Raw genomic sequence first — 12,880 nt, 5'->3', positions numbered from 1 at the left:
CTACGGCCAGGCAGCGCCCCGTGTGAATCACGCTTTGGCGAACACCAGGCGGCCGCCGTCGTTTCCGACTTCGATGGTATCGCCGTTGACGAAAGCACCGGACAGGATCTGCTGCGCCAGCGGATTCTCCAGCTGCGACTGGATTGCACGCTTCAACGGGCGCGCGCCATAGACCGGATCGAAGCCGACGTTGCCGAGCAGGTCGAACGCCGCATCGGAGACCGCCAGCTTCAATCCGCGCTCGGCCAGCCGCTTCTCAAGCCCACGCATCTGGATGCGCGCGATCTGCTTGATCTGCTGCTTGTCCAGCGGGTGGAACACCACGATGTCGTCCAGGCGGTTGATGAACTCCGGACGGAAGTGCGCCTGTACCACGCCCATCACCGCCGCCTTCATCTGCGTGTAGGCCTCCGGACTGTCGTCGGCGCTCATGTCCTGGATCTGGTGCGAGCCCAGGTTCGAGGTCATCACGATGACGGTGTTGCGGAAGTCCACGGTGCGGCCCTGTCCATCGGTCAGGCGGCCATCGTCCAGCACCTGCAGCAGGATGTTGAACACATCCGGATGCGCCTTCTCCACTTCGTCCAGCAGGATCAGCGAGTACGGACGGCGACGCACGGCCTCGGTCAGGTAGCCACCTTCCTCGTAGCCCACGTAACCCGGAGGCGCGCCGATCAGACGGGCGACGCTGTGCTTCTCCATGAACTCGCTCATGTCGATGCGGATCATCGCGTCGGCGCTGTCGAACAGGAATTCGGCCAGCGACTTGCACAGCTCGGTCTTGCCGACACCGGTCGGGCCGAGGAACAGGAACGAGCCGGCCGGGCGATTCGGATCGGACAGGCCCGCACGCGAACGGCGCACGGCATCGGAGACGACCTTGATCGCTTCTTCCTGGCCGACCACGCGGTTGTGCAGCACCTCTTCCATGCGCAACAGCTTGTCGCGCTCGCCTTCGAGCATCTTGTTGACCGGGATGCCGGTCCAGCGCGATACGACTTCGGCGATCTCCTCGTCGGTCACGCGGTCCTGCACCAGCTTGAAGTCCTTGTGCTCGGCCTCCTGGGCCGCGGCCAGCTGCTTTTCCAGCTGCGGCAGCAGCCCGTACTGGATCTCGCTCATCCTGGCGAAATCCTGGCGGCGCTGCGCGGCCTCCAGCTCCAGCCTGGCCTGCTCGACCTGTTCCTTGATCTTGGTCGCGCCCTGCAGCGCGGCCTTCTCCGACTTCCAGATTTCATTGAGGTCGGAGAACTCGCGCTCCAGCCCGTCGATGTCGTTCTCCAGGTCGGCCAGGCGCTGCCGCGAGGCTTCGTCCTTCTCCTTCTTCAGCATCTCGCGCTGGATCTTCAGCTGGATCACCCGGCGCTCAAGGCGGTCCAGCTCTTCCGGCTTGGAGTCGATCTCCATGCGCAGTCGCGAGGCGGCTTCGTCCATCAGGTCGATGGCCTTGTCCGGCAGCTGGCGGTCGGTGATGTAGCGGTTGGACAACGTCGCAGCCGCGACGATGGCCGGATCGGTGATCTCCACGCCGTGGTGCACGGCGTACTTTTCCTTCAGGCCGCGCAGGATCGCGATGGTGTCCTCCACCGACGGCTCGCCCACGAACACCTTCTGGAAGCGACGCTCCAGCGCAGCATCCTTCTCGATGTACTTGCGGTATTCGTCCAGCGTGGTGGCGCCGATGCAGTGCAGCTCGCCGCGTGCCAGCGCTGGCTTCAGCATGTTGCCGGCATCCATCGCGCCATCGGCCTTGCCGGCGCCGACCATGGTGTGCAGTTCGTCGATGAACAGGATGATCTGGCCTTCGTTCTTGGCCAGGTCGTTGAGCACGCCCTTCAGGCGCTCCTCGAATTCGCCGCGGAACTTGGCCCCGGCAATCAGCGCGCCCATGTCCAGCGACAGCACGCGCTTGCCGCGCAGGCCCTCGGGCACTTCGTCGTTGATGATGCGCTGGGCCAGTCCTTCCACGATCGCGGTCTTGCCCACGCCGGGTTCGCCGATCAGCACCGGGTTGTTCTTGGTCCGGCGCTGCAGCACCTGGATGGTGCGGCGGATCTCCTCGTCACGGCCGATCACCGGGTCGAGCTTGCCGCTCTCGGCACGCGCGGTCAGGTCGATGGTGTATTTCTCCAGCGCCTGGCGCTGTTCCTCGGCATTCTCCGACTGCACGTTCTCGCCGCCGCGCAGCTTGTCGATGGCCGCCTGCAGGCGGGTCTTGTCGGCACCGGCGGCGCGCAGCGCCATGCCCAGCGTGCCGCCGTCGTCCAGCGCCGCCAGCACGAACCACTCGCTGGCAATGAAGGCATCCCCGTGCTGCTGGGCCAGCTTGTCGGTCTGGTTCAGCAGGCGCCCCAGGTCGTTGCCCATCGAGACGTTGCCGGCCTGGCCGGACACCTTCGGCAGCGCATCCAGCGCCTCGGTCAGGCGCTCGCGCAGTACCGGCACGTTCACCCCGGCCTGGGCCAGCAGCGGACGCGTGCTGCCGCCCTGCTGGTCCAGCAGCGCGCTGAACAGGTGAACCGGTTCGATGATGCTGTTGTCGCGGCCCACGGCCAGCGACTGTGCGTCTGCCAGCGCCTGCTGGAAACGCGAGGTGAGCTTGTCCATCCGCATTGCGAATCCTCATCGGTCATCAGGGCCGGCCCGCGCCGGCGATGCTGGAAAGATGCGGTTGCCCCACCCGGTTTCAAGGGTGGCTGCGACTGCACCTCGAGGCCAGTCAGGCTTCGGCCAGCATGCCGGAACCGGTGTGGTCGGCGTGTTGATCCCGATCAGTTCCACGCAGTGAACGGGCTCAGCGGGTGATCGCGCTGCGGATCGCCCGCAGCTGCTGCTTGACCGCCCGCGCCTGGGCGGCATCCATCCGCAGCAGCGCCTTCTGCCCGATCGAGCGCGACTGCAGGGTGGGATCGACAAAGCGGTAGCGGCCGCGTTCATCGCGCTGTACCACTGGGGACTGGGCCAGTTCCGGGGTGTCCAGCAGGTGGTCGATCACCGCGACCAGGCGGTCGTTGAAGTACCCGTCGGGCCGGCCCAGGTCCACATAGGCCTGCTGGATCAGCGGATAGAAGCGCTTGTAGGCGGTAGCCGTTGCCGCCGGGTCCAGCGCGGTGAAGGCCTGCACGTAGGATGCATAGCGCGCCGCGTTGCTGGCGGCGATGCGTTCGCCACCCTCGCCCGGCTCGACCTGCAGGTTGCCCGGCAGCGGCCGCGCGGCCAGCGCAGTCGGCGGCACGCTGGGCTTGTCCAGGTTGTCGACCTGGGTGACCAGGCGCTGGATCAGATGATCGCGCAGCAGCAGGGTCAGTGGCCCCTCGCCCTGGAGCAACTGGCTCAATGCACCCCAGGCGGCCGTATCGCTGTCAGCCAGCTTGGGCAGCGCCGGATCGGCGGCGGCCTCGGTATCCAGCGGATGCTTGATCGCGGGCGGTGCTGGCGCGGGTTCCGCGGCCGCCTGCGGTTGTGGCGGCGCGCCGGTACTGGCGGGGGTTGATTGCACCGGCACCGAAACACCGTCTGCCAGGCGCTTCAGCTGATCGCGGAACAGCCAACCACCGGCACCACCGATCACCACCACGCCCAACACCCAGGGCCATACCGCCTTTCCACTCTGCATGATGCAGCACCTCGTTTCACACGCATGATGAAGGTGTGACCCCACCGATTGCAGCCGGTTCCCCGCCTGTTCCGCTGCCGTTCGGGTTGAGGCCTGCAGCAAGGCCGTGCTCACACTTGCTTTGCATGCAGCGCGCGAGGCTGTGAGCCTTGTTCTGTGGAGGCACTGCCATGCAGTACGCGCTGTATTACTGGACCGGCATCCAGGGCCGTGGCGAGTTCGTGCGGCTTGCGCTGGAGGATGCCGGTGCCGACTACATCGACATGGCGCGGGAGCACGGCGATGCGGTGATGCAGCCGTTTCTCGATGGCAGCAGTGAAGGTGCGCAGCCCTTCGCGCCGCCATTCCTGAAGGCGGGCCGCCAGGTCATTGCACAGGTCGCCGCGATCCTGGATTTTCTCGGCCCGCCGCTTGACCTGGTGCCGCAGGCGGCCTCGCGGCGGATGCAGGCACTGCAGTTGCAGCTGACCATCGCTGATCTGGTAGCCGAGGTGCACGACACCCACCATCCGATCGCCGCATCGAAGTACTACGAAGAGCAGAAGACCGAAGCCAAGGCACGGGCCGCCTCCCTGCGTGGCGAACGGCTGCCGAAGTTCCTCGGCTACTTCGAGCAGGTGCTGGCCGCCAATGGTGGCCGCCACGCACTGCGCGAGCATTCCTATGTTGATCTGTCGCTGTTCCAGCTGCTGAGCGGACTGGACTACATGTTCCCGCGCCGCATGCAGGCACTGGCGCCGACCCTGCCCCTGCTGCGTGCGCTGCAGGAGCGGGTGGCAAAGCGGCCGAACATCGCCGCCTATCTGGCCTCGGAGCGGCGGTTGCCGTTCAACACCAACGGCATCTTCCGCCACTACCCGGAACTGGATGGAGAGCGGTAGTGCCGGCCGCTAGCCGGCAACCACATGATGCGTCTGCAGCCCACCGCTTTGCCGGCCAGCGGCCGGCACTACCGTTGGGTCAGTTGTTTTCACCCAGCGGCTGCACCGGCTGCTTCTGCAGCGAAAGCAACCCCAGCAGCAACGCCAGTGCCACGTAGGCACCAGCGAACTGCCAGCTGATGATGCGCGCCAGGCCGTCCAGCTCCCACGGCAGGTAGATGCCACCGCGCGGATCCACCGAGTGGATCAGGCCGAACAGGGTCAGCACCGCAGCCACCAGCAGGAAGCCGCAGGCACGGCGCAGGCGGCCATCGACCATCGCCGCCACCGCCGAAATCCACAGCATCGAGGTGATGATGAAGCCGTTGCCGAGGGTAAAGATCACCGCCAGCTCGGGCAGACCGTGGCCATCCAGTTTGGTCAGCAGCTGCGGCAGCTGGTCCGGCGCGATCCAGCCGGGTGCCTTGATCGCCAGCAGGTAGGCCACCGACGGCAGGAAGCCGAACACCATCGCACCGGTGTGGTGACGCGGCGTGGCCTGGAAGGCCTGGGTGGTGATATCGATGGCCACGTACACGATGATCGGTGCCAGCACCGCCAGCGGCAGCCACTGCACCAGCCCGGAGATGATGCCGAGCATGCCGCCGATGCCGACGAACAGGCCGGTCAGCAGCGTGTAGCCGCTGCGCGCACCCATGTGCTTGTACGCCGGCTGGCCGATGTACGGCGTGGTCTGCGCCACGCCACCGCAGACGCCGGCCACCAGCGTGGCCACCGCTTCCACCAGCAGGATGTCGCGGGTGCGGTAGTCGTCGCCGGCTGCGCGCGCGCTTTCAGAGACGTTGATGCCACCGACCACCATCAGCAGGCCGAACGGCAGCAGCAGCGGCAGGTAGGTCATCGCGGTGGGCAGGCCGTCGAGGAAGCCCAGTGTCGGCAGCGGCAGCACCACCTGCGGCGGCACCCACTCCGGTACATGGAAGCCGGGTGCGCCCAGCCCGGCCAGGCCGAGGCCGTAATACAGCACGGTGCCGAACACGAAGGCCAGCAGCACGCCCGGGCCACGCACCGGCAGCTTGCCCTTGGCGATCAGCACGTACAGCAGCAAACCGAGCGTGGTGAAGCCGACCAGCGGCGAGCGCAGCGTTTCCAGCAGCGGCAGCAGGCCCATCAGCACCAGCGCGATACCAGCAATGGAGCCCAGCAGCGCGGCACGCGGCAGCGCGCGGGTGACCGCTTCGCCGAAGAACGACAACACGAACTTGAGCACGCCCATGATGACCAGCGCGGCCATGCCCAGCTGCCAGGTGGCGATGCCCGCAGCATGCGGGTCCATGCCCTGCTGCTTGAACGCGAGGAAGGCCGGGCCGAGCACCAGCAGCGCCATGCCGATGCTGGTCGGTGCATCCAGGCCCAGCGGCATGGCGGTGACGTCGTCGCGGCCGGTACGCGCGGCCAGCCGGCGCGCCATCAGGGTGTACAGCAGGTTGCCGACCAGCACACCGAAGGCGGTGCCGGGGAACATGCGGCCGAACACCACGTCGGCGGGAAACTGGAAGATCCCGACCAGGGCCATGGCGATGAAGCCGAGGATGGAGAGGTTGTCGACGACCAGGCCGAAGAAGCCGTTGAAGTCACCGGCGACGAACCAGCGACGCGGTGCGGCGGAAGCGGGAGCGGACATGGAAGGGGCGGTGGGGGTGGGGACCGCCGATGGTAGGCCCAGCGGGGCCAGCGCGCCAATTCCGTCGTGGAATGATGGGTTCCAGCCAACGGCGGAGCCCCTCGTGGCTGGGGATTGGTCGCGGACAGCGGACCTCAGGGGGTGGGCCGGGCGGGTAGGCTGCGCAGGGGGCGCTGCAAGTACGTCCCTGTAAGCTCGGTCGCCGCATCCATGCGGCTCACGCCCCTGCGCAACCTACCCGCCCGGCCCCTGACAGTTTCCTGCGCGTGCCAGCCACGGAAGAGAATCAAAAGATCAAAAGCAAAGGCAGGCGCTCGTTGTAGCGCCGAGCCCCTGCTCGGCCGCTGTACGCGAAGCCTCTGAGCCGAGCATGGCCAGGCTCTACAGAAGATCATTCCGATCATTCATTCGTTCATCCACGCATGGCGTGGATCTACCGTGTCGACCAAGGTCGACACCCATCAGGCACCGGCCATGCCATTCCGACAGATCGCAGAAATCTGTCGAAGGCGGGGTGGGTCCGGTTGCGGGGGTGTCCGCGGCACGGATGCCGCGGCCAAGCCCCCAGGGACGGGTTTACGGCGTCCCCCGCAACCGGACCCGCCCTGCCATCCCACGGAATGCCCGCTGTTGCTGTTGCTTCGGTTGTTGCTGTTGCTTCGGTTGTTGCTGTTGCTTCGGTTGTTGCTGTTGCTTCGGCTGTTGCATTGGCCTCTGCGGGTGCAGGGCGCAGCCCTGCATCGACCAACTCCCTACTTCTTCAGGAAGTTGTCCACCAGCAGATGCTTCACGTCGTCGAAGCGGCCGTTCAATACCGCCTTGGCTGCATACAGCGCGGTACCAGCCACCTGCTTGGCCTCGATCTGCGGCGGCATCACCAGCTCGGCGCGGCTGGTATGCACGTCCAGCAGCGCCGGGCCACGCTGCGACAGGAAATCCTGCACCGCTTCTTCCAGATCCTCGCTGCGCGTCACCGTGCGGCCGTGGAAGCCGATCACTTCGGCAAGGCGGCCAAAATCCGGGTTCTTCAGGTCGGTGTAGTTGTCCAGCAGGCCTTCCACCTTCTGCTCCAGCTCGACGAAGTTCAGCGAGCCGTTGTTGAACACCACCACCTTGATCGGCAGGTTCTCCTGCACCGCGGTCAGCAGGTCGCCCAGCAACATTGCCAGGCCGCCATCGCCGGACAGCGAGATCACCTGCCGGCCAGGGAACGCCTTCTGCAGGCCCAGCGCCTGTGGCATCGCGTTGGCCATCGTGCCGTGCAACAGGCTGGTCAGCGTGCGGCGGCGGCCGTTGACGCGGATATGCCGCAGCACCCACACCATCGGCGAGCCACCGTCTGCAGTGAACAGCGCATCGTCGCTGGCATGCTTCGACAGCAATGCCGTCAGATGCTGCGGGTGGATCAGTTCACCCTCGCCCGGCTGTTCTTCCTGCTCGCGCTTCTTCAGTGCCTTGTCGCGACGCCCGATGCACTCGTCCAGGAAACTGCTGTCCTCGCGCGGCGGCAACATCGGCAGCAAGGCATCCAGCGTCGGTGCGATATCACCGACCACGCCAAGGTTCACCGGGTGGCGGCGGCCGAGATGGCTGCCATCGCGGTCGACCTGGATGATCGTGGCCTTGTCCGGGTAGAACTGGCCCCAGGCGAAGTCGGCGCCGAGCAGCAGCAGCGTGTCGCACTCCATCAGCGTGTGGAAGCCGGATTCGATGCCGAAGATGCCGGTCATGCCCATGTTGTACGGGTTGTCCGGCTCGACGAAGTCCTTGGCGCGCGAGGTGTGCGCGATCGGTGCCTGCAGGCGCCGCGCCAGTTCCAGCAGCTGTGCGTGCGCACCCTGGCAACCGGCGCCGGCGTAGATGCCGATGCGCTTGCCCTGCCCCAGCAGCTCGGCGATGCGCTGCAGCTCAGCATCCGACGGGCGCAGTACCGGCTGGGTGTAATGCACCGAGAACGGCACATCGTGCTTCACTTCTGCCTGGCTGATATCGGCGGGCAGGATCACCACCGCCACGCCACGGCGGCTGATCGCGGCCTGGCAGGCCAGGGTGACCACGCGACGCGCCTGCTCGGCGCTGTGCACCTGCTCGCAGAACACCGAACAACTGGCGTACACCGCCTTGAAGTCCACTTCCTGCGGAAATTCCATGCCCAGCTCGCTGGTCACCACCTGGCTGGCGATCAGCACCATCGGCGCGCGGTTGCGGTTGCTCTCGAACACGCCATTGATGAAATGCAGGCTGCCGGGACCGCAGGAGCCGGCGCAGGCGGTCAGTTCGCCGCTCACCAGCGAATCGGCGCCTGCGGCAAAGGCTGCTACTTCCTCATGCCGCACATGCACCCATGCGATCTCGCTGCCATGCATCGCATCGGTCACATGGTTGAGCGTATCGCCCACGATGCCGTAGCAACGGCGGACACCAGCCTGCTGCAGGGCGTCCACCACGATTTCGGCCACGCGCTTGCTCATCGGATACATCCTCGAACGGGGGAACGTCCGAGGCTAGACCCGATGAAGTGATGCCTCCGCAAAAAAAGGGGACGGAGGGAATCAAGTCGTATGTGCCACAAACGACTTGATTCCCTCCGTCCCCTTTTTCTTCAATCGTTGACGTTGATCCAGCCTTCCACCGCGCCCTGCTTCGGGTTGCGGTAGCGCAGCTTCACCCAGCCGTCCTGTTCATCCAGCAGTTCCACGCGATCACCCTGCACCAGGTAACGCTTGGTGCTGGAGGCGCCGGGTCGGTCGAACAGGAACAGGGGCGCGGTTACCACGGTGGCCTGCTGACCACGCAACGGCCCGTCCGGCGGTGCGCCCAGGCCATCGGCGATGGCACTTTCCAGCACACGGCCGGCCGGATCATACGTGCGCCAGACCGCCAACGGGCCCTGCTCGTCGGTCTGTTCCCACTGCAGCGCGGCGTTCAAGGTATCGCCCAGCATCAGCACGCTCTCAGAGCGGTACAGATGGAGCTTCGCGCCTGCAAACCGGTACTGGTCGGTGTACCACATCGGGCCACTGCGGCAGCTGCTGGTCAGGGTTCGAGTGGCAGCATCCACGCTCAACCCCATCAGGTCACCGCAACTGTCCTTGCCGTGGGTGTCGGCCTGCAGCGCGCGGAACCCCACAGTGGCCGGATCGAACCGGTACACCGCCACTGCTTCGTTGACCATGCCCACCGGGGCGCGTGCGACCAATTCCGGGTAGCCATCGAAATCTACATCTTCGAGCGACCATCGCGAGGTGCCATCGGCATCCGCCGCGCCCTCAAGCGTCTGGCGCTTGCCCGACGGTGACAGCTGCACGGCGATGCTGCCGTCCTGCTGCGGATCGGCATGCGCCTGCACATGCGCGGCCACCTGGAAACGCAGCGTTTCGCCGTCGTCGCCACTTGCCTGCGCCGACGGTGCCAGCACGCCCGCCAGCACCAGGCCCAGCACGCATTCCCTGTAATTCATCATTGCTCCCTGCGACACCGCGGCGGCACCTTCAACTCAGAACGATACCTCGACCGGCTGCCGCGACCACAGCACCGATTGATGCTTGGTCTGCTGCTTCCACGCCAGGCGGATCGCTTCGATGTCGGCGCGGCGCTGCTGGGTGTCCTCGTGCAGCACCACCAGCACCTTGGTGCGCAGGCGGTTGGGCGCGGCATCACCGCGGAACAGCCATTGGCCATAGGCATCGAACACGGTCAGGCCATCCGGGAAGCGCGGAGTGACTTCCTTGTCCAGGAAGGTGCGCCACTGCGCCTCGCTGATGGTATCGGCCTGCGGGCGGTTGCCGGCGCCCTGCTCCTCGCCCACGCCGAAATACAGCTCGCTGCGCACCCAGCCGTGGCCGGCGGACGGGCGTGCGGCATCCCCCTTCAGTTCGGCGGTGGTGGCCAGGGCATAGGCGCTGGGCGCCTGCGAGGACAGGCTTGCGCAGCCACTGGTGGCCAGCAGCACGGCGAAGACGAGGCCAAGGTGTTTCATCGGTACAGCTCCGGGGAAGGGGGACAAGGCGAGCCGGCAGCGTACAGCGCCACCGGCCCGGCGTGCTGATGCCAGCAGGGCATCAACTCATGCCGGACCGGCAGGGGCTTGCATCGGCACCGGTCATCACGCGAAGATAATATATCGCTTCATCCGGATGGATGTAAGTGAAACCACCTCCCCCCCTTCCCCGTCGTCGTTGTTGCTGGAGCCCCCATGTCCGTCCGCCTGCCCGCGTCGCCGCTCGGCCTCGCCATCGCCCTCGCGCTTTCCTCCGCCGCCGTCCCGGCCCTGGCCCAGGACGCCACCAACCTGGACACGGTGATCGTCACCGGCACCCGTGCCGCCGACCGCACCGTGCTCGAATCCACCTCACCGGTAGACGTGCTCACCGCCGAGGACATCCGCAAGGCCGGCGTGGTCAACGGCGAACTGGGCAGCGCGCTGCAGGCGTTGCTGCCGTCGTTCAACTTCCCGCGCCAATCCAACTCCGGCGGCGCCGACCATGTGCGCGCCGCGCAGTTGCGCGGCCTGTCGCCGGACCAGGTGCTGGTGCTGGTCAATGGCAAACGTCGCCACCACACCGCGCTGGTCAACACCGACAGCAAGATCGGCAAGGGCACCACCCCGGTTGATTTCAATTCGATCCCGGTCAGCGCGATCAAGCGCATCGAAGTACTGCGTGATGGCGCTGGTGCGCTGTATGGCTCGGATGCCGTGGCCGGTGTGATCAACGTGATACTCGACAACGGCGGCGACGGTGGCGAGATCGAGGCCAGCTACGGCGCCAACCACACCGACCTCAAGCCGATCGGGCGTACCCTTACCGACGGCCAGACCGGCAATATCAGCGCCAAGGTCGGCACTTCGCTGGGCGAGGATGGCGGCTTCCTGCGCGTCGGCCTGGAATACAAGCACCGCAACGGCACCAACCGCGCCGGCTTCGACCAGATTCCGCCGTGGGACCAGACCCCGGGCAACCTGGCGCTGCAGGGCAAGCGCAACTATGTGCTGGGCGATGGCAAGAGCAAGGACATCAACCTGTGGCTGAACACCGAGATCCCGGTGGGCCAGACCTCGACATTCTATGCATTCGGCACCTTCAACCAGCGCGATACCGAAGGCGCGAACTACTTTCGCTACCCCGACGGCGATGCCAACTGGAAGCAGGTCTATCCGAACGGGTACCGGCCGATCTCCGAGGGCGAGAACCGCGACGTGCAGGCCGTGGCCGGTGTACGCGGGCAGTGGGGCGAATGGAGCTACGACGGCAGCCTGGACTACGGCCAGAACGACTTCACCTACCGCCTGCGTGATTCGCTCAACGCCTCGCTGGGCCCGACCAGCCCGACCCGCTTCAAGACCGCCGATTACGAATACGCGCAGACCGTGGGCAACCTCGACCTGAGCCGCGTGTTCACCCAGAGCGACAGCATCAGCCACACGCTCGGCCTGGGCGTGGAAGCACGCCACGAGCGCTACCAGACCCGTCCCGGCGACCCGGCCAGCTATGCGGCCGGCCCGTACACCGACCGCCCGACCGGTTCGCAGGCCGGTGGCGGCCTGACCCCGCAGGACGCGGCCACCCTGTCGCGCGATGTCGCCAGCGCCTACGCCAGCCTGTCCAGTCAGTTCGGCGAGAAGTTCTCCACCGATCTGGCCGCGCGCTACGAGCACAACGACGACTTCGGCGGTGAACTGACCGGCAAACTCGGCCTGCGCTATGAGTTCACCCCGGCGTTCGCGCTGCGCGGTGCCATCTCCAACAACTTCCGTGCGCCGTCGCTGGCACAGATCGGCTACGAATCCACCTCCACCGGCTACAACGCTGGCGGCCAGCTGGTGCAGGGCCGCCTGTTGTCGGTCAACAACCCGATCGCGCGTGGCCTCGGTGCGCAGAACCTGAAGCCGGAGAAGTCGATCAATACCTCGCTGGGCTTCACCAGCCGAATTGGCGAGCACTTCGACCTGTCACTGGACTTCTTCCAGATCGACATCGACGATCGCATCGCGCTGTCGGAGAGCATCACCGGCGATGCACTGACCGACTACGTGGCCGCCAACTACGGCGTCAGCGGCCTGCAGAGCGCCAGTTTCTTCGTCAACGCCGCCGATACCCGCACCCGCGGCGCCGAGCTGGTGAGCAACTGGCGCCAGTCGCTGGGCGACGGCCAGCTGCTGCTGACCGGCACCTATGCGTACACCAAGACCACGCTGAAGAACGTGCTGGCCACGCCGGCACAGCTGCGTGCACTGAATCCGGACTACGTGCTGTTCGGCATCGAAGAAACCAACACGCTTACCGATGCCACGCCGCGTACCCGCGGCAGCTTCTCTGCCGCGTGGAGCAACGACCACTGGTCGCTGAGCAGCCGCGTGAACCGCTACGGCAGCGCCACCCGCGTGTTCAACTTCGGTGACGGCTACATCCCGCGCCAGACCTACCAGGCCGAGTGGCAGCTGGATGCGGAGGTCGAATACCGCATCACTCCGCGCTGGAGCGTGGCCATCGGCGGCCAGAACCTGACCGACAACTACCCGGATCGATCCAACAGCGATATCCACTACTTCGGCAACCTGCCGTATGACGTGCTGTCGCCGATCGGCAGCAACGGCGCGTACTACTACGGCCGCGTCCGCTATACGTTCTGATCGCATTGGGTAGGTGCGGACCGTTGGTCCGCACGACACGGTAGTGCCGGCCGCTGGCCGGCAACTTC

Annotated in this window: 8 protein-coding genes; 2 read left to right on the top strand and 6 right to left on the bottom strand. The window is 66.2% G+C overall.

Going from position 1 to position 12,880, the window contains the following annotated elements; genetic code table 11:
• Positions 1-27: 27 nt before the first annotated feature.
• Together clpB and AC5P5X_RS01025 are read right to left on the bottom strand one after the other, a co-directional pair.
• Positions 28-2,613: an ATP-dependent chaperone ClpB gene (clpB, locus tag AC5P5X_RS01030; protein WP_111189032.1), complete on the bottom strand. Its 2,586-nt coding sequence runs from the start codon at positions 2,611-2,613 to the stop codon at positions 28-30.
• A gap of 181 nt (positions 2,614-2,794) precedes the next feature.
• Positions 2,795-3,616 (bottom strand): DUF3014 domain-containing protein, encoded by an 822-nt coding sequence (locus AC5P5X_RS01025; RefSeq protein WP_495215880.1) that lies wholly within the window; start codon positions 3,614-3,616, stop codon positions 2,795-2,797.
• Between the two features lie 170 nt (positions 3,617-3,786).
• On the opposite strand from AC5P5X_RS01025, the gene AC5P5X_RS01020 reads away from it, so the two are divergent.
• On the top strand, positions 3,787-4,497 hold the full coding sequence (locus AC5P5X_RS01020; protein WP_060380491.1) for a glutathione S-transferase: 711 nt from the start codon (positions 3,787-3,789) through the stop codon (positions 4,495-4,497).
• A 79-nt stretch (positions 4,498-4,576) separates the two neighbouring features.
• Here the strand turns inward: AC5P5X_RS01020 and AC5P5X_RS01015 are convergent, their stop codons facing one another.
• From AC5P5X_RS01015 to AC5P5X_RS01000, 4 genes are all read right to left on the bottom strand, one after another.
• Positions 4,577-6,181 (bottom strand): SulP family inorganic anion transporter, encoded by a 1,605-nt coding sequence (locus tag AC5P5X_RS01015; protein WP_033833007.1) that lies wholly within the window; start codon positions 6,179-6,181, stop codon positions 4,577-4,579.
• A gap of 752 nt (positions 6,182-6,933) precedes the next feature.
• On the bottom strand, positions 6,934-8,652 hold the full coding sequence (locus AC5P5X_RS01010) for a thiamine pyrophosphate-dependent enzyme (protein WP_111188915.1): 1,719 nt from the start codon (positions 8,650-8,652) through the stop codon (positions 6,934-6,936).
• Positions 8,653-8,783: 131 nt separating this feature from the next.
• Positions 8,784-9,641: an XAC2610-related protein gene (locus AC5P5X_RS01005; RefSeq protein WP_111188917.1), complete on the bottom strand. Its 858-nt coding sequence runs from the start codon at positions 9,639-9,641 to the stop codon at positions 8,784-8,786.
• A gap of 36 nt (positions 9,642-9,677) precedes the next feature.
• Positions 9,678-10,160: a DUF3574 domain-containing protein gene (locus AC5P5X_RS01000; protein WP_111188916.1), complete on the bottom strand. Its 483-nt coding sequence runs from the start codon at positions 10,158-10,160 to the stop codon at positions 9,678-9,680.
• A 216-nt stretch (positions 10,161-10,376) separates the two neighbouring features.
• Here AC5P5X_RS01000 and AC5P5X_RS00995 point away from each other — a divergent pair, with 216 nt between their 5' ends.
• Positions 10,377-12,812 (top strand): TonB-dependent receptor plug domain-containing protein, encoded by a 2,436-nt coding sequence (locus AC5P5X_RS00995; protein ID WP_111118407.1) that lies wholly within the window; start codon positions 10,377-10,379, stop codon positions 12,810-12,812.
• The last annotated feature ends 68 nt before the right edge of the window (positions 12,813-12,880 follow it).

It is taken from the genome of Stenotrophomonas sp. YJH_SMC_91 (assembly GCF_059368495.1).
Note: the sequence above shows the minus strand (reverse complement) of the source record. Positions and strands in the feature narration are given on the sequence as shown.

Coding starts and splice junctions, on each gene's coding strand:
- AC5P5X_RS01025 (WP_495215880.1), bottom strand. CDS start 3,616: ATGCAGAGTGGAAAGGCGGTATGGCCCTGGGTGTTGGGCGTGGTGGTG.
- clpB (WP_111189032.1), bottom strand. CDS start 2,613: ATGCGGATGGACAAGCTCACCTCGCGTTTCCAGCAGGCGCTGGCAGAC.
- AC5P5X_RS00995 (WP_111118407.1), top strand. CDS start 10,377: ATGTCCGTCCGCCTGCCCGCGTCGCCGCTCGGCCTCGCCATCGCCCTC.
- AC5P5X_RS01010 (WP_111188915.1), bottom strand. CDS start 8,652: ATGAGCAAGCGCGTGGCCGAAATCGTGGTGGACGCCCTGCAGCAGGCT.
- AC5P5X_RS01005 (WP_111188917.1), bottom strand. CDS start 9,641: ATGAATTACAGGGAATGCGTGCTGGGCCTGGTGCTGGCGGGCGTGCTG.
- AC5P5X_RS01020 (WP_060380491.1), top strand. CDS start 3,787: ATGCAGTACGCGCTGTATTACTGGACCGGCATCCAGGGCCGTGGCGAG.
- AC5P5X_RS01015 (WP_033833007.1), bottom strand. CDS start 6,181: ATGTCCGCTCCCGCTTCCGCCGCACCGCGTCGCTGGTTCGTCGCCGGT.
- AC5P5X_RS01000 (WP_111188916.1), bottom strand. CDS start 10,160: ATGAAACACCTTGGCCTCGTCTTCGCCGTGCTGCTGGCCACCAGTGGC.